Genomic DNA, 18,293 nt, shown 5'->3' with positions numbered 1-18,293 from the left:
CACTGGAACCTAATGAATGATCTAGTGAAAGAAATTAACAAGGAACGTGGCAGCTAAGCTTTTCAACCTATTCATAAAGCTAGCCACCACACAGCAAACATACTTAAGGAGCAATAGTATGAATCGTCAACAGATTGATGCATTAGTCAAAACAATGAATGTGGATACAGCAACAGGTTCTGTAGACGCGCGTACTCAACAAATTGTGGTCCGCTTATTGGGTGACTTATTCCAAGTGATTGAAGACCTAGATTTGAGCCAAACTGAAGTTTGGAAAGGTCTTGAATACTTTACGGATGCAGGCCAAGCCAACGAACTTGGTTTACTTGCGGCTGGTCTTGGTCTTGAACACTACCTCGACTTACGTGCAGATGAAGCCGATGCCAAAGCAGGCATTACAGGCGGAACACCACGTACCATCGAAGGTCCTTTATACGTGGCTGGCGCACCTGAATCGGTTGGTTTTGCACGTATGGATGATGGTTCTGAAGAAGGCAAAATTCCGACTCTGATTATTGAAGGGACAGTGACTGACACTGATGGTCAGATTATTGAAGGTGCAAAAGTTGAAGTGTGGCATGCCAATAGCTTAGGCAACTACTCTTTCTTCGATAAGTCACAATCAGACTTCAATCTACGTCGTTCAATCATTAGCGACCAAGATGGTAAATACGTTGCTCTCACCACGATGCCTGTCGGTTATGGTTGCCCGCCAGAAGGGACAACTCAATTTGTATTGAACAAGTTAGGCCGTCACGGTAACCGTCCTTCGCACGTGCATTACTTCGTATCTGCACCAGGCTACCGTAAGTTAACCACCCAATTCAACATTGAGGGTGACCAATACCTGTGGGATGACTTTGCATTTGCAACACGTGAAGGCTTAGTGGCTACCGCTGTCGATATCACTGATGAAGCTGAAATTGCACGCCGTGGTTTAACAGGTCCATTCAAACACATTCAATTCAATGTTGAACTGGTGAAAGACCAAGCGGCTGCACCATCAACTGAAGTTGAACGTCGTCGCGCTAGCGCTTAATTACCCTTGGAACCGAAATAGCCACTGCAAAGTCGCATTTCGGGGACTTCCTCACTTTTGGAAAGTCGGAGAACGGACATGCCACGTATCCCAGTTATTAATACTAGCCATCTCGATCGTATCGATGAATTACTTGTCGACAACTTTGAAACAGGCGAATTCAAACTTCATCGTTCAGTGTTTACTGATCAAGCCCTTTTTGACCTAGAAATGAAGTATATCTTCGAGGGTAACTGGGTTTACTTGGCACATGAAAGCCAAATTCCAAATAACAATGACTATTACACGACGTATATTGGCCGTCAGCCTATTCTGATTGCACGTAACCGTAATGGTGAACTCAATGCCATGATCAATGCCTGTTCACACCGTGGTGCACAGCTTTGTCGTAATAAACGTGGCAATAAAGCAACCTATACATGCCCTTTCCACGGTTGGACATTTAACAACTCTGGCAAACTTTTAAAAGTTAAAGATCCAGCAGATGCAGGTTATTCAGACTGTTTTAACCATGAGGGTTCACATGATCTGAAAAAAGTTGCACGTTTTGGCAACTATAAAGGTTTCTTGTTCGGTAGCTTAAATCCGGATGTTCCCTCTTTAGAGGAATACTTAGGCGAAACCAGCAAAATCATTGACATGATTGTGGATCAGTCTGAACAAGGTCTTGAAGTTTTACGTGGCGCGTCTACCTACACTTATGAAGGCAACTGGAAACTCACTGCAGAAAATGGCGCAGATGGTTATCACGTTTCTGCAGTGCACTGGAACTATGCAGCGACCACTCAACAACGTAAAGAAAAACAAGCGGGTGACAACATCCGTGCCATGAGCGCAGGCGCTTGGGGCAAACAAGGCGGTGGTTCATACGGTTTTGACAATGGTCACATGCTGCTTTGGACACAGTGGGCGAATCCAGAAGACCGTCCAAACTTCCCGAAAGCCGACGAATACTCTGAAAAATTTGGCGAAGCAATGTCGAAGTGGATGATTGAGCGCTCACGTAACCTTTGTCTTTATCCAAACGTCTATTTGATGGATCAGTTCGGTTCACAAATTCGCGTACTTCGCCCAATTTCAGTCAATAAAACTGAAGTCACGATTTACTGTATTGCCCCTGTAGGCGAAAACGCGGAAGCACGTACGCGTCGTATTCGCCAGTACGAAGACTTCTTCAATGCCTCAGGCATGGCAACACCGGATGATTTAGAAGAATTCCGTGCATGCCAAGCAGGCTACGCAGGCATTGAACTGGAATGGAATGATATGTGCCGCGGTTCAAAGCATTGGATTCATGGCCCAGATGATGCTGCCAATGAAATTGGTCTAAAACCAAAGCTTTCAGGTGTCAAAACTGAAGATGAAGGCCTCTACCTTGCTCAGCACCAACACTGGCTAGACATGATGAAAATTGCAATTGCCAATGAAAAAGCACTGGCTGTTGAAACTGCAAATGAACAAGGAGAAGTGGCATGAATGCTCCTACAACACTTAATACCGTTAGCATCGAACAAATCAGTCAGTTTCTGTATCAAGAAGCACGTTTTTTAGATGATGAACAATGGGACGATTGGCTTGCATGTTATGCCCCTTCAGCATCGTTTTGGATGCCTGCATGGGATGACGACGATACCTTGACTACAGATCCGCAGTCTGAAATTTCCCTGATTTACTACCCAGACCGTCAAGGTTTAGAAGACCGTGTGTTCCGCATTAAAACTGAACGCTCTTCTGCAACCATGCCAGACACACGTACTTGTCACAATGTGAACAATATCGAAGTGATTGAGCGTGATGGAGACAAAGTTACCGTCCGTTTTAACTGGAATACGCTGAGTTTCCGCTACAAAACCAGTTATAGCTACTTTGGTATGTCGCGTTATGAAATCGACTTTTCAGGTGAAAAACCACAAATTTTAAGTAAATACGTGGTCCTGAAAAACGATTACATCAACCAAGTGATTGATGTTTATCACCTCTAAGTTTTAGCCACACATCCTTAGTATGCTTTCAGCCAAATGGAGTTTTGGCTGAAAGTGCCAAGTTTCAACGTTTTTAAAGGATATTCAGCCATGTCAAACCACAATGTTGCACTTCAATTTGAAGATGGCGTAACGCGTTTTATTACCGTGACTCAAGGTGAGTCTTTATCAGATGCCGCTTACCGCCAAAAAATTAACATTCCGCTAGATTGCCGTGATGGTGCATGTGGGACTTGCCGCGCTTTTTGCGAATCTGGTAGTTATTACATGCCTGAAGAGACGTATATTGAAGATGCGTTAACGCCCGAAGAAGCGGAACAAGGCTATATTTTGGCTTGCCAATGCCGTCCAAGCTCGGATGCCGTATTCCAAATTCAAGCTTCATCTGAAGTCTGCAAAACCGAAATTCACCAGTACCAAGGGACTTTAGTCGCTGTTGAAAACCTATCAGAGTCGACCATTACTTTTGATATTCAACTCGATGAAGGTCAACCTGACATTCACTTTCTTGCTGGTCAATATGTCAACGTCGGCATCCCAGAGACAGCAGAAACTCGTTCCTATTCATTTAGCTCGAAACCAGGCAACCGTTTAACTGGCTTTGTTGTACGTAATGTGCTGAATGGCAAAATGAGTAGCTTTTTAAGTGGTGCTGCCAAAGCGGGCGACAAAATGACTTTTACAGGTCCATTTGGTAGCTTCTATTTGCGTAATGTTGTTCGTCCTGTGGTTATGCTCGCAGGCGGTACAGGTATTGCCCCTTTTATGTCCATGCTGCAAGTCTTAGAAGAAAAAGGCGCAGAACACCCTGTGCGTTTAGTCTTTGGCGTGACCAATGACTTCGACTTAGTTGCTTTAGAACAACTGGATGCACTTCAAGCCAAACTGCCATGGTTTGAATACCGTACCGTTGTTGCAAGTCCAGACTCTGCACATGAGCGTAAAGGTTATGTGACGGGTCACATCGACAATGAATGGCTCAATGGCGGTGACGTCGATGTCTACCTTTGTGGTCCTGTACCTATGGTTGATGCTGTTCGTGGTTGGTTAGATAGCGAAGGTGTAAAACCTGCAAACTTCCTGTTTGAAAAATTCTCAGCAAACTGATTGGGGCCACTTATCATGTCTGATCGTCAAAGATTTTTAAACAAAGTCGTGATTGTGACTGGTGCCGCTCAAGGCATTGGTCGCGGTGTTGCACTCCAAGTCGCTGATGAAGGTGCGCAAGTTGTCTTAGCTGACTTATCTGACTATGTCGATGAAACATTAGCAGAAATTGAAGCAAAACAAGGTGATGCAATAACAGTCAAAGCCAACCTTGAAACCTTTGCAGGTGCTCAAAGTGTTGTAGACAAAGCACTTGAAGTCTATGGCCGTGTCGATGTGCTCATCAACAACGTCGGCGGTGCAATTTGGATGAAACCTTTTGAAGAGTTTTCTGAAGAAGAAATTATCAAAGAAGTCAATCGCTCATTATTCCCAACGCTGTGGTGTTGTCGCGCTGTTTTACCTGAAATGATTAAAAATCAGAAAGGTACGATTGTAAATGTATCTTCTATTGCAACCCAAGGTATTAACCGTGTGCCCTATTCGGCTTCCAAAGGTGGGGTCAATACCCTTACTGCATCACTTGCTTTTGAACATGCTAAAGATGGGATCCGAGTGAATGCAGTTGCGACAGGTGGAACCGAAGCACCGCCGCGTAAAGTGCCACGTAATGCAAATCCACTGTCTGAAAATGAAAAAGCGTGGATGCAACAAGTGGTCGATCAAACTATTGATCGTAGTTTTATGAACCGTTATGGCACGATTCAGGAACAAGTGAATGCGATTGTATTCCTTGCTTCAGATGATTCGTCATATATGACAGGTACAGTTGTTCCTGTCGGCGGTGGCGATCAAGGCTAATTGATCGTTACATTACTTTTATATACAGGATCATGTCTGCATGGAGGCAAATGAATGGCTACCCTGTTTAAAACTTTGAAAGAAGATTGGTCTATTTCAGCCACTGTCGCAGGATTTTTGGCGGTGCTGATTTCCTATTCAGGACCACTCATTATCTTTTTTCAGGCTGCGCAACAAGCTCAGGTTTCCCCGACCATGATGATTTCATGGATTTGGGGTATTTCTATTGGGGCAGCCGTGGCAGGGATCTTTCTTTCCATTAAGTTCAAAGTCCCTGTGATTACAGCATGGTCTGCGCCAGGTACGGCTTTATTGGTCACCCTGTTCCCGAATATTAGCCTGAATGAAGCTGTAGCCGCTTATATCACCTCAGCTGTGGTGATTTTTCTGATCGGGATCAGTGGTTACTTCGATAAATTATTGAAATGGATTCCGCAGTCGGTAGCCGCAGGGATGATGGCAGGTATTCTATTTCAGTTTGGTTTAGGTCTGTTTAGTGCAACTGACAGTATGCCGATTATTGTATTTAGCATGCTGTTTGTCTTTTTAGTCGCAAAACGAATTTCACCACGTTATAGCATGCTTTGGGTACTGCTTTCAGGTGTAGCCTTGAGCTTTGGGCTTGGTGAAATGAATGCGGTGAGTTTAGATTTCCAACTCGCCATTCCTCAATTCATCAGCCCAGAATGGACTTGGCACTCCACCTTAAACCTTGCCCTGCCTTTGATTTTAGTCAGCCTGACAGGACAGTTTTTACCGGGCATGGCCATCATGAAACTGAGTGGTTACGACATGCCTGCCAAGCCGATTATCACCACCACCAGTATTGTGTCTTTAGCTGTTGCATGTGTCGGCGGTATCACCATTGTTTTGGCGTCCATTACGGCTGCATTGTGTATGGGCAAAGATGCGCATGAGTTAAAAGAAAAACGTTATATCGCAGGCGTTGCTAACGGTATTTTCTATATTTTAGGTGGTTTGTTTGCAGGCAGTATCGTTCTGCTCTTTAGCTTGCTGCCAAAAGAGCTTGTTGCCGCTTTGGCTGGCTTGGCTTTATTGGGTGCCATTTCAACCAATATCGCTGTAGCCATGAAAGATGAATCTCAACGAGATTCTGCACTCATTACTTTTTTAGCTACAGCTTCAGGTATGCACTTTTTAGGTCTAAGTTCCGTTTTTTGGGGCATCGTCATTGGTTTAACTGCGCATCTAATTTTAACCAAACGCAGCCCTGACGTTTCAGCTTTAGCTTCAACACCAAGCTCCAATCCAAGTTCTAAAAGTTAATAGGTACGTTGTGCCTAGGACAATATTATGATTGATAAAAGTTCAGCTTCTTTAACAGAAGCACTTTCGCAAATAAAGGATGGCTCCACCATCATGATTGGTGGTTTTGGTACAGCAGGACAACCTGCTGAACTGATTGATGGCTTAATTCAACTCGGCATTAAAGACCTTACAATCGTCAGCAACAATGCTGGTAATGGCGATTATGGTTTAGCCAAGCTACTGAAAGCGGGTGCCGTGAAAAAAGTCATCTGTTCGTTCCCACGTCAGTCCGACTCTTGGGTCTTCGATGAACTCTATCGTGCAGGCAAAATCGAATTGGAACTGGTACCACAAGGCAACTTGGCCTGTCGTATTCAAGCCGCAGGCATGGGGTTGGGCGCAGTCTTTACCCCAACAGGTTATGGCACCTTATTGGCCGAAGGCAAAGAAACCCGTCACATCGACGGTAAAGATTATGTGTTGGAATATCCAATCAAAGCCGACTTCGCTTTGATTAAAGCACAGCAAGGCGACCGTTGGGGCAATCTGGTCTATCGTAAATCTGCACGTAACTTTGGTCCGATTATGGCTATGGCGGCAGGTGTAACCATTGCCCAAGTGTCTGAAGTGGTAGAACTGGGTGAATTAGACCCTGAACACATCATCACCGCAGGTATTTTTGTTCAACACGTGGTGCAGGTCCAACCTGAACCTGTTGCTGTGTAATCGGGAGAACATCATGAGCTATCAAAAACTCAGCCGCAATCAGATTGCGGAACGTGTGGCACAAGATATTCCAGATGGCGCTTATGTGAATCTTGGGATTGGCTTACCGACCAAAATTGCCAGTTACCTACCAAGTGACAAAGACGTGTTCTTACATTCTGAAAATGGCTTATTGGCTTTTGGTCCACCACCTGAAAAAGGTCAAGAAGACCCAGAACTGATCAACGCGGGTAAAGAATATGTGACCATGCTGCAAGGTGGTAGCTTTTTCCATCACGGGGATTCTTTTGCCATGATGCGTGGTGGTCACTTAGATATCGCGGTGCTTGGCGCCTTTCAAGTGGCAGCCAATGGTGACTTGGCTAATTGGCATACCGGCGCACCGGATGCGATTCCCGCTGTCGGTGGTGCGATGGACTTAGCCGTTGGTGCCAAGAAAGTGTTTATCACCACCGACCATGTGACCAAACAAGGTGAACCAAAGATTGTGGCTGAACTGAGCTACCCAGCAACAGGTTTGAAATGTGTTGATCGCATCTACACCGACTTGTGTGTGATTGATGTCACCGCAGACGGTTTAAAAGTGATTGAGAAAGTCCACGGCTTAAGCTTTGCAGAATTGCAGGCAATGACCGGTGCAACTTTAGTGGATGCGACACTGTAAATTTCAGAAAAATTTGCTAGAGCTTATAGTCATCAACAACCTGTCGAGCGCTTTAAAAGTATTGTTTTTGCAACAGCAGTGGAAAATTGCTGTGAGTGAACAGGTTTTGTTGATGACAACGTTTTTGGTCACTTTTTTAAAAAAGTGACGAGAACGAGTTACTGCTATTTGACTGAACACGATAAGACTCCGTCGTGAATAGATACAGTTGATCTATCAGCAGAGTCCCGTTTTAAAGGACAAGATTAAACATGAAAGACGCATATATTATCGATGCCATTCGTACTCCATTCGGACGTTATGCGGGTGGACTCGCTCCCGTACGTGCCGATGACTTGGGTGCAGTGCCAATTCAAGCCTTAATGCAACGTAATCCCAGTGTAGATTGGACCCAAGTCGATGACGTGATCTATGGCTGCGCCAACCAAGCCGGTGAAGACAATCGTAATGTGGGTCGTATGTCTGCACTGCTTGCAGGTTTACCGGTTGAAGTTCCTGCCACGACTGTAAACCGTTTATGTGGCTCATCTTTAGATGCGATTGCCATGGCAGCCCGTGCGATTAAAGCCGGTGAAGCCGATCTGATCATTGCGGGTGGCGTCGAAAGTATGTCTCGTGCACCTTTTGTGATGGGTAAGTCAGAAACCGCCTATGGCCGTAGTCAAAAGATTGAAGACACCACCATGGGCTGGCGTTTTATTAATCCTAAGCTCAAAGCGATGTATGGTGTAGAGACCATGCCGCAAACCGCGGAGAACGTGGCACAACAATTTAATATTGATCGTGCAGATCAAGACCAGTTTGCCTTGACGAGTCAACAGCGTACCGCAACCGCGCAAGCTCAAGGCTTTTTTACACATGAGATCATCCCTGTAAGTATTGCACAGCGTAAGGGTGATCCAATTGTGGTTGACACCGATGAACATCCACGTGCATCGACCACCTTAGAAGGTTTAACCAAACTCCAGCCAGTCGTGACAGCAGAAGGTACCGTCACTGCGGGGAATGCATCAGGCATCAATGACGGTGCGGCTGCTGTACTGATCGCTTCAGAAGCAGCGATTGAGCAGTACCAACTTAAACCGCGTGCCAAAATCATTGCTTCAACAGCAGTGGGTGTAGAACCACGCATTATGGGTTTTGCACCTGCACCTGCCATCAAAAAGTTACTCAAACAAGCCAATCTGACATTAGAGCAGATGGATGTGATTGAGCTGAATGAAGCTTTTGCTGCACAAGCACTGGCCGTTACCCGTGACCTAGGTCTGGCAGACGATACGACCCAAGTGAATCCAAATGGCGGTGCGATTGCGATTGGTCATCCACTGGGTGCATCGGGTGCACGTTTAGTCACCACGGCTTTAAACCAATTGGAACAAACCGGTGGCACCTATGCGCTATGTTCAATGTGTATTGGTGTCGGTCAAGGCATTGCAATGATTATTCAGCGCGTTTAATCCTCCCTCTAATCTGACGTGGTGTTTCTGCTCATAACACATTTTGCTGATAACAACAGTAGAAACACTCAAAAATTTTTAATGAATTAAGGAAAAGTATATGCCAAGTTTTACTTCAAATAATGCCGAAATTCACTATCAGACCTTTGGTGATCCCAAAAATCCTGCGATCGTTTTTTCAAACTCGCTAGGCACAAACTTCAACATGTGGAAACCACAAATTACTTTTTTCCAGAAAAACTATTTTGTGATTTGCTATGACACTCGCGGGCATGGCCAGTCTTCTGCACCTCAAGGGCCTTATGATATTGAACAACTTGGTCTAGACCTGATCCATTTACTGGATCATTTAAACATTGAGAAAGCCATTTTTTGCGGTATCTCAATGGGCGGACTTACAGGTCAGTGGTTAATCATTCATAAACCTGAACGTTTTCACCGTGCCATTGTATGTAATACCTCTGCCAAAATTGGCAATGAACAAGCATGGAATGATCGCGCATCATTAGTACGCACCCAAGGTTTAGAACCCATTGCATCGACGGCTGCGAGCCGTTGGTTTACCGAACCCTTTATCCAAAGCAACGCAGCAACTGTAGCAGCGCTTTCAAACGACTTAGGTGCTGGCAGCCCAGAAGGTTATGCGAGTTGTTGTGAAGCTTTGGCTAAAGCGGATTTACGTGAAAAACTCGAAAGTATTTACGTGCCTTTACTTATTATTGCTGGACGTAAAGACCCCGTAACAACAGTCACAGATGCACAGTACATGGTGAATCACATCCGAAGTAGTGCTCTATTTGAAATCGATGCCTCTCATATTTCAAATATCGAACAGCCCAAAGCCTTCAATCAGGCCATCTTAGACTTTATTGCTTAATGCTCTAGATCTGATCCAATAACAGCCCAACATGGGCTGTTTTTTTTCTTACCTATTTTAAAGAAAGCGATAGGAATGCGTAAAACTCAGCATTAGAAATATGCTGGCTTTGGCTCATTCTATTTTTCCTCTTAAAATCATCTAAACTCAAAAATTGTATATAAAACAAACTGAAATTATTATGGTTTCAAAATCATATCTTCAGAATTTCACTTATTGCCAATCCTAAACTCACTAGATCCCATAATGTAAAGCCGAATCTACACAGCTAAAATGAGCAAAATAGCCAATCGTTTTCTTTTATAAATTTTCTTGCACAGTAAAATTCCATACGCAATAGGAGGATATTTTTTCAATACATTCTGCTACTCAGCAATTTTTCTACAGTCTTTTGCTTATTTAACGGCAAAATTTCTCAACCAAGAAGATGCTGAAAAGCACCGTTAAAAACCTGAATTTTCCTCTTACTGTTCCAATTTTTTCAGTTTTTTTCTAAAAGATCATGGCATCAGCTAGATAGACGTTAACAACAGACAAAAACGTCCATATACATTTTAACGTAACAAGTTTATGTTTTAATTGATGAAAGTGATATTCTTCAAGTTCAATATTGATCCAATAAAGCTTAGCAACTGAATTGATCATGGTCGTCAAGCCAGCCAAAAATAGATGGAATAAATTGATCAGATCATGCATAGATACAAACCATATCAGACTTTAGTTTTATTTTGATATACAGTTTAGCCATATAAGAATTGATCTAGATTTGATGTAGCGTGAGCTACCGACTAAGAAGTCTGAGTTGCCCTCTTTTCAAGACTTGAGTTGTACCTCTGGCATAAAACGAAAACAAATCTGCTGCTTTTGGTCAATTTGGCTTACAATGTAAAAAAGAGTAATAATCCGAAAATTTGTAATCTTTTAACATTGTCAATTCCTTGCAAAATTTACATTATATTGCCGAAGTTTGGCACTAAGCATCTACGTCAATTCAAACAAACTATAAAAAAAATGTAGAACTTTATGCCATAATACGCAAACTTTGCAGCCATCTTGCAAAGATTTATTGCAATTTATAAATGGAGCAAGCTAAATGAGTTCGACCATTTTGGTTATTCATGGACCGAATCTAAATTTGCTAGGAATGCGCGAACCAGAGGTCTATGGTTCTCTAACGCTGAATGACATCAATCAGCAACTCATTGCACAAGCTGAAAATGCTTCAATTTCTCTCGATACTTTCCAAAGTAATTGGGAAGGTGCCATTGTCGACCGTATTCATCAAGCCCAAGCGGATGGCATTCAATTCATTATTATTAACCCTGCTGCACTCACGCATACCTCTGTTGCTCTACGTGATGCCCTGCTTGGTGTAGCCATCCCATTTATTGAAGTTCATTTATCAAATGTTCATGCGCGCGAAGCGTTTAGACATCATTCATATTTATCAGATAAAGCCGTTGGCGTTATTTGTGGCTTAGGTGCTCAAGGTTATAGCGCTGCACTCAATTACGCTCTCACTAAAATTCAACCCTCTACGCAATCATAATTAGGAATACTGTCACATGGATATTCGTAAAATCAAGAAACTCATCGACCTGATGATTGAATCTGACTTACAAGCGATTGAAGTTAAAGAAGGCGATCAATCGATTGCATTGACTCGTCGTAGTCCAGTTGTTGCAGCTGGTGCTCCTGTTGCTATGGCAGCTCCTGTTGCTCAAGCGCCAGCGGCTAAAACACCACGTGGTGCTGTAGAAACATCTCCAATGGTTGGTGTGTTCTACGCTGCTCCAAGCCCAGGTGAAGCGCCATTTGTTAAAGTCGGTCAAACCATCACTGCTGGTGAAACACTTGGTATTATCGAAGCAATGAAAATCATGAACCCGATTGAAGCAACGCAAAGCGGCGTGGTTGAAGAAATTTTAGTGAAAAACGGCGAAGTGATCCAATTCGGTCAACCATTATTCCGCTACCGCGCGTAATAGACGGGGACTTATAATGTTGCAAAAAGTTTTAATTGCAAACCGTGGTGAAATTGCCCTGCGCATCACCCGTGCCTGCAAAACTTTAGGGATTAAGACTGTAGGGATCTATTCAGATGCCGACAAAGACTTAATGCACTTACGTTTTGTAGACGAAGCTGTATGTATTGGGCCGGGTGCGAGCAGCGAAAGCTACTTGAACATTCCTGCCATTATTACAGCAGCTGAAATTTCAGGTGCAGATGCCATTCACCCAGGTTATGGCTTCTTATCAGAAAATGCTGAATTTGCTGAAATTGTAGAAAACTCAGGTTTCATTTTTATTGGACCACGCCCTGAACACATCCGTTTGATGGGTAACAAAGTTTCTGCAATTACTGCAATGCGTAAAGCAGGTGTTCCAACTGTACCCGGTTCTGCAAATGCAGTTACACCGCAAAATGCGCTGGCTGAAGCTAAAGAAATTGGTTTCCCATTGATCGTGAAAGCTGCTTCTGGTGGTGGTGGTCGTGGTATGCGTATTGTAGAACGTGTCGACACCCTGCTTGAATCCGTTCAAGCCGCACAGCGTGATGCTGAAATGTGGTTTGGCGATGACACGGTGTATATGGAACGTTTCCTACAAACACCTCGTCACGTTGAAGTTCAAGTTCTTGCCGACGGTAATGGCCACGCGATTCACCTGTATGACCGCGATTGTTCTTTACAGCGTCGCCATCAGAAAGTGTTAGAAGAAGCGCCAGCGCCAAACTTACCTGAACAAGCACGTGCTGACATTTTAGAAGCTTGCGTAAATGCTTGTAAATTAATGCAGTACCGTGGTGCAGGTACATTCGAGTTCTTGTTTGAAGATGGTGAATTCTTCTTTATTGAGATGAATACACGTGTTCAAGTTGAGCACCCTGTAACTGAAATGGTGACAGGTATCGACATTATTGAACAACAGCTCCGCATTGCTGGTGGCTTAGGTCTTGAAATTGAACAAGATCAAGTTGAAGTCAAAGGACATGCGATTGAATGCCGTATCAATGCTGAAGATCCAACGACCTTCTTGCCTTCACCAGGTAAAATTGAGAATTTTTATGTGCCAGGTGGTGCAGGTATTCGTCTTGATTCGCATATCTATCAAGGCTATAGCATTCCGCCATACTATGACTCGATGATTGCAAAGCTGATCGCACACGGTAAGGATCGTAAAACATCACTTGCTCGAATGCGCCAAGCGCTTGATGAAATGATTCTGACCGGTATTAAAACCAATATTCCATTGCATAAAGATTTGATTCTTCAAGATGAAAAATTCTGTGAACAAGCGATGGATATTCACTACCTTGAAAAGCATTTATTAAAGCAAATTGAAGGAAATCAAGATAAATAATTGTCTTGATCCTTAAATAAAAAACCGCGATTTATCGCGGTTTTTTATTTATAAAAGAATTAATTAAGGCAGTACACGACGTAGCGTTGCAAAGCATTGTTGTGCTTTATCATTGGCACAAAAATTAATGGTCGATGGACTTTGCCATTTCACGAAATACTGAGACATTTCACCAGTCTGATCTTCTTGAGACCCAGAACAATCCACTTGGTTATTATCAAATTTGACTTGTAAAATCAAAGCAGGTAATTGCACATTTTTGTCGGTTGATGGCTGGTAATCATAAATTCCCGTAGACCATTCTTCCCCACTTTTAATCACAACATCACTATTACTTTTAAAATTATAGTATTCAACGCATTTACGATTATTTGGAATTTCCATTCCCCATAAGCCCACAATTTCAGGGCGTGTCGTTACACGAATATTATTTTGATTTGATGCTTGAGTATCCTCAGGCTGACTTGGCGTATTTGCCATAAGCACTGATGAAGTTAACATGAATAACATGCCGAGTAATGTTTTTTTCATACAAGCCATAATGTTTTTAAGCGTCTCACTAAATTAGCATATTTTGATTCAAAACATCATTTTATAACCATTTCATAACAATCTATTTTTTGTTATGGGTTGCAATCTCGATTTAACAAAACGATTTATTGTCAGCACTAGATAAATTCTCCTTTCAGAATCGAAAAAAGACCGCTTAAGCAGTCTTTTTTGTATTTCTTGATATTTGAATTTAGGCTACAGGTGCCAGTGTAAACAGCACCTGACCTGTTTTTACCGTTTGCCCTTTTTCAATGGTAATGGCTTCAACCTTCATCCGCTCAGGTGCAATAATGGGAATTTCAATTTTCATGGCTTCAATCACGGCCAAAGTTGCCCCTTCTTCCACAATGTCTCCAGAGGTACATTCAATTTTCCAAATAGAACCCGGCATATGCGACTCTACTGCACAACCACCTTCAGGAATTTGAATTTCACTATCATCTAACACCGTATCTATACTTTCAGAAACATGTTCAGCCAAACCTGCCTCATGCCAACGACGGCGTTCATCTTCAAAGTTCGCTTGCTGTACCGCTTTAAAACTTGAAATGGATGCCGCATTTTCAATGAGGAAGTCATTGTATTCTTTTAGATTTAAAACCCCATCTTCTACACGAAGCTTTAAGCGTCCCGCTTTAAAGTCTTCCCGCATTTGCATCAGTTCTGTTTCAGACACTTCGTAAAATTTAATTTGATCAAAGAAGCGCAGTAGCCATGGCTTATCCTGTTCAAAGTCTGGATTTTTGCGGTAACGACTCCACATTTGGGTTGTACGTCCAACAAACTGATAACCGCCCGGGCCTTCCATGCCATAGACACACATATACGCGCCACCAATACCGACTGCATTTTCAGGTGTCCATGTTCGTGCAGGATTATATTTGGTAGTTACTAAACGATGACGTGGGTCCAGCGGCGTTGCCACAGGTGCACCCAAGTACACATCCCCCAAACCCATCACCAAATAATTGGTGCTGAATACGATATCCTTCACTGCTTGCTTTGAGTCTAGACCATTGATACGACGAATAAACTCAATATTGTCAGGACACCACGGCGCATCTGGACGGACTGTTTGCATATAACGTTCAGTCGCCAACTGAGTTTGTGAGTCCTCCCAAGCCAAAGGCAAATAGACTGTGCGCGAAGGCACTTCCATTGCGGTCACATCAGGCAATTCACTTTCTGCTTGCTGTAAAAGGCATAATAAATGTTTTTGATCTAGCACCAATGAATCAAAATGAATTTGCAGTGAACGAATACCCGGTGTTAAGTCTATAATCCCTTCGATACTTTGGTCTTTAACCCATTGCATTAAAGCATGAATACGGAAGCGTAAATTGAGATCTAAAACCAACTCTCCATATTCAACCAACAGATAACTATTACCTGCAGGACGATAAGTCACATCAGGTCTAGCGTTCTCACCTTTTAATGTCGCTAAAACGGCATCTGATAAGGTCTCCATTTCAGTATGAAAGCTTGGAGCAAATTCTACATTTTCAGTCGTATCCGCTGTTAACGCTGCGCTATATTTTTGATTTAATACTTGTGCTTGATCATAAGAAATCGGGATAAATTTAACTTTATCGCCCGCTTTAAGCTGACCAATTTTCCATAGTTCTGAGCTAACCACCACCGCAGGACAAACAAAGCCGCCTAAACTTGGACCATCGGGTCCTAAAATAATTGGCATATCTCCAGTGAAATCAATCGCGCCAATGGCATAAGCATTATCATGAATATTCGAAGGATGCAGCCCTGCCTCACCACCATCGGTACGTGCCCATTCAGGTTTTTCACCGACTAAACGAATGCCTGTACGACTTGAGTTAAAGTGAATTTCAAATTCTTGCTCAAAGAAGCGCTCAATATCGCGTTTGGTGAAAAAGTCGGGCGCTCCATGTGGTCCATACATCACTGCAATGTTCCAAGTATGGCTAAAGCTCGGCACTTGTACTGTACTCAGTGCAACAGTTTCTACCGAGCTATAAGCCGTAATAGGTAACATATCTCCAATGAGTAAATTGCGTCCTGCATGACCACCAAACTGACCTAAAGTAAAAGTCGCTTGCGAGCCTAAGTAGGCAGGTACATTGAATCCGCCTTTAATGCCAATATAACTACGACAACCTGTGGTGATTTTACCTGTTTTAAGAATTTGCCCTTTTTTAACATTAAGGGTCTGCCACATGGCAACGTCGACACCATCCAATGTCGCAAGCATGTCGCCACCCGTAATCACGATTTGGCTGTCACAATGGAATTTTAAAGTTGGGCCTTGTAATGTACATTCGAGCCCTGCGGTATTAAATGGATTTCCCAATAGTTGATTAGCAACATTTAACGATAGTGGATCAATCGCACCTGATGGTGGCACTCCAACATCCCAGTACCCCAAACGACCATTGACGTCTTGTATTGACGTTTGAATACCAGACTGTAATACCTCAACTTTTTGGGTTTTCCACTCAAAAGTATTTAAGAAACGTGTAGTCTGTGTCCCTGCTTTAAACACTTCACAGTCAATAATATTTTGTAAATACTCAAGATTGGTTTCAATTCCTGCCACTGAGGTTTTTGCCAAAGTATCGCTCATGGCCTGAATTGCACTTTCACGGTTTTCGTGAGTCACAATGATTTTGGCAATCATTGGATCATAAAAGGAAGACACGTTTGAACCTGTTTCTACCCATGTTTCATTACGCGCTTGCGGATCAAACTCGACATAAGTCAATAACCCAGCACTGGGTTGAAAATTCTTAATTGGATCTTCAGCATATAAACGGACTTGGATCGAATGGCCTTTAGGTGCAAGTGTATCTGTTGGCGCAGTCCAGTCACCGCTACCTAAAGTAACCATCCATTCCACAAGGTCTACACCAAACACTTGTTCAGTCACGCCATGTTCAACTTGTAGACGTGTATTCACCTCTAAGAAGTAGAATTGCTGGGTGTCTGTATCCATCACAAATTCAACCGTACCTGCCGAACGGTAATTCACTGACTGCATCAGTTGAACCGCAACACCCTGAATATAAGTACGTTGTTCAGCATTTAAATGTGGTGCTGGAGTCTCCTCGATTACCTTTTGGTTACGGCGCTGTACTGAACAGTCCCGCTCTCCCAAAGCCAGAACCAAACCTCGGCCATCACCAAAAATTTGGACTTCAATATGACGCGCATTTTCCACAAACTTTTCTAAATACAAGCCTGCATCTTTAAAATTCGCTTGGGCCAAATAAGATACAGTTGTATAAGCATCTTTCAGCTCCACTTCATTCCACACCAAACGCATACCAATACCGCCACCACCTGCGGTACTTTTCAGCATCACGGGATAACCGATACGATTCGCCTCTACCAATGCTTCCGCTTCATCTGCTAAAAGTTGGCTCCCCGGTAACAATGGCACGTTCGCCTGAATGGCTAGTTCACGCGCAGTATGCTTTAAGCCAAAACTCCGCATTTGCGCTGAATTCGGCCCTAGAAACACAATGCCCTGTGACTCACACAAATCACAAAACTCCACATTTTCAGACAAGAAACCATAGCCTGGATGAATGGCTTCAGCACCCGTTTCTTTCGCGACCTGTAAAATTTTTTCAATATTTAGATAACTTTGGCTGGCTGGACTATCACCAATAAATACCGCTTCATCGGCTAACGTTACATGTAAGGAATCACGGTCTGCTTCTGAATACACCGCAACAGACTGAATGCCTAAATTCTTTAATGTAAGAATTACTCGGCAGGCAATTGCCCCACGGTTGGCGATGAGAACTTTTTTAAACATGCTGCTTACTCCTTGCCTTCACGTACAATCAGTTGAATTTGGGTCGGGTTATAGGCATTACATGGGTTGTTCAGCTGTGGGCAGTTTGAAATCAGCACGATGAGATCCATCTCTGCTTGAATTTCAACATATTTACCCGGCGCCGATATTCCATCGTCAAACTTGAGATGCCCATCACTACTCACGGGTACATTCATAAAGAAGTTAATATTCGGCCCAATATGACGAACATTTAGTCCATACTTTTTTGCGATAGGGTGCAAAGCTAAAGCTGTCATAAAGTTATTACGGCAACTGTGCATCGGAAATGTGTCGTGTGCATAACGTACGGTGTTACTCTCACATGAACAAGCACCGCCTAAGGTGTCATGGCGACCACAGTTATCATCATGGATCGTGGCGATTTTGTTGCCATAGTTGGTATATAGAGCTGTGCCTTTTTCGAGATAAATCTGCTGATTAATGGCTAAAGTATCGGTTGCGCTGTAACGTTCTTCAGGATTGTTCGCAGAAATAAATAAAGTATCGACTGCTTGGTTGCCTTCGAGGTCAATAATGCGGAAATATTGCCCTTTCTGGACTTCACACATCCATGCCTCACCCGCTGGACAGACTTCATTTAAAACGGTTTGATCAAATGCTTGTAAACTGGTCATGCGT

The 18,293-nt window shown here is 43.2% G+C and carries 16 protein-coding genes; 13 read left to right on the top strand and 3 right to left on the bottom strand.

The window, feature by feature from the left end:
- Positions 1-118: 118 nt before the first annotated feature.
- The 13 genes from catA (at position 119) to accC (ending at position 13,285) form a co-directional block, all read left to right on the top strand.
- Entirely contained in the window at positions 119-1,039 is a 921-nt protein-coding gene (gene catA, locus AC4CU2_RS08285; RefSeq protein ID WP_490768629.1) for a catechol 1,2-dioxygenase, read from the top strand.
- A 78-nt stretch (positions 1,040-1,117) separates the two neighbouring features.
- Positions 1,118-2,515: a benzoate 1,2-dioxygenase large subunit gene (gene benA, locus AC4CU2_RS08280; RefSeq protein WP_004693190.1), complete on the top strand. Its 1,398-nt coding sequence runs from the start codon at positions 1,118-1,120 to the stop codon at positions 2,513-2,515.
- Positions 2,512-3,021: a benzoate 1,2-dioxygenase small subunit gene (benB, locus tag AC4CU2_RS08275; RefSeq protein ID WP_004979732.1), complete on the top strand. Its 510-nt coding sequence runs from the start codon at positions 2,512-2,514 to the stop codon at positions 3,019-3,021. The genes benA and benB overlap by 4 nt, the downstream gene beginning before the upstream one ends.
- A gap of 90 nt (positions 3,022-3,111) precedes the next feature.
- Complete coding sequence (gene benC / locus AC4CU2_RS08270; protein WP_490768628.1) at positions 3,112-4,128, top strand: benzoate 1,2-dioxygenase electron transfer component BenC; 1,017 nt, start codon at positions 3,112-3,114, stop codon at positions 4,126-4,128.
- Positions 4,129-4,143: 15 nt separating this feature from the next.
- A complete protein-coding gene (benD, locus tag AC4CU2_RS08265; protein WP_490768627.1) occupies positions 4,144-4,929 on the top strand; it encodes a benzoate diol dehydrogenase BenD in 786 nt (261 codons plus the stop codon).
- Positions 4,930-4,983: 54 nt separating this feature from the next.
- Positions 4,984-6,216 carry a benzoate/H(+) symporter BenE gene (gene benE / locus AC4CU2_RS08260; RefSeq protein WP_490768626.1) on the top strand — a complete coding sequence of 411 codons (1,233 nt, stop codon included), beginning with the start codon at positions 4,984-4,986 and terminating at the stop codon, positions 6,214-6,216.
- 27 nt (positions 6,217-6,243) lie between these two features.
- Positions 6,244-6,924 carry a 3-oxoacid CoA-transferase subunit A gene (locus AC4CU2_RS08255; protein WP_004693199.1) on the top strand — a complete coding sequence of 227 codons (681 nt, stop codon included), beginning with the start codon at positions 6,244-6,246 and terminating at the stop codon, positions 6,922-6,924.
- A gap of 13 nt (positions 6,925-6,937) precedes the next feature.
- A complete protein-coding gene (locus tag AC4CU2_RS08250) occupies positions 6,938-7,588 on the top strand; it encodes a 3-oxoacid CoA-transferase subunit B (protein WP_490768625.1) in 651 nt (216 codons plus the stop codon).
- A gap of 251 nt (positions 7,589-7,839) precedes the next feature.
- Positions 7,840-9,045: a 3-oxoadipyl-CoA thiolase gene (pcaF, locus tag AC4CU2_RS08245; RefSeq protein WP_490768624.1), complete on the top strand. Its 1,206-nt coding sequence runs from the start codon at positions 7,840-7,842 to the stop codon at positions 9,043-9,045.
- Positions 9,046-9,145: 100 nt separating this feature from the next.
- Complete coding sequence (gene pcaD, locus AC4CU2_RS08240) at positions 9,146-9,922, top strand: 3-oxoadipate enol-lactonase (protein ID WP_490768623.1); 777 nt, start codon at positions 9,146-9,148, stop codon at positions 9,920-9,922.
- Positions 9,923-11,015: 1,093 nt separating this feature from the next.
- Entirely contained in the window at positions 11,016-11,471 is a 456-nt protein-coding gene (aroQ, locus tag AC4CU2_RS08235; protein ID WP_087527492.1) for a type II 3-dehydroquinate dehydratase, read from the top strand.
- Between the two features lie 16 nt (positions 11,472-11,487).
- Positions 11,488-11,907: an acetyl-CoA carboxylase biotin carboxyl carrier protein gene (gene accB / locus AC4CU2_RS08230; protein WP_004979753.1), complete on the top strand. Its 420-nt coding sequence runs from the start codon at positions 11,488-11,490 to the stop codon at positions 11,905-11,907.
- 16 nt (positions 11,908-11,923) lie between these two features.
- Positions 11,924-13,285, top strand: a complete 1,362-nt coding sequence (accC, locus tag AC4CU2_RS08225; RefSeq protein WP_005399493.1) for an acetyl-CoA carboxylase biotin carboxylase subunit — start codon at positions 11,924-11,926, stop codon at positions 13,283-13,285.
- A 63-nt stretch (positions 13,286-13,348) separates the two neighbouring features.
- Here the strand turns inward: accC and AC4CU2_RS08220 are convergent, their stop codons facing one another.
- From AC4CU2_RS08220 to AC4CU2_RS08210, 3 genes are all read right to left on the bottom strand, one after another.
- Complete coding sequence (locus tag AC4CU2_RS08220) at positions 13,349-13,786, bottom strand: hypothetical protein (protein WP_224216854.1); 438 nt, start codon at positions 13,784-13,786, stop codon at positions 13,349-13,351.
- A 241-nt stretch (positions 13,787-14,027) separates the two neighbouring features.
- Positions 14,028-17,633: an urea carboxylase gene (uca, locus tag AC4CU2_RS08215; protein WP_490768622.1), complete on the bottom strand. Its 3,606-nt coding sequence runs from the start codon at positions 17,631-17,633 to the stop codon at positions 14,028-14,030.
- Between the two features lie 5 nt (positions 17,634-17,638).
- Positions 17,639-18,289: an urea amidolyase associated protein UAAP2 gene (locus AC4CU2_RS08210; RefSeq protein WP_490768621.1), complete on the bottom strand. Its 651-nt coding sequence runs from the start codon at positions 18,287-18,289 to the stop codon at positions 17,639-17,641.
- Positions 18,290-18,293 lie beyond the last annotated feature (4 nt).

The sequence above is a fragment of the Acinetobacter sp. 797_lipA genome (genome assembly GCF_058243025.1).
The sequence above is the reverse complement of the archived record's forward strand: the minus strand, read 5'-3'. Positions and strand labels throughout refer to the sequence as shown.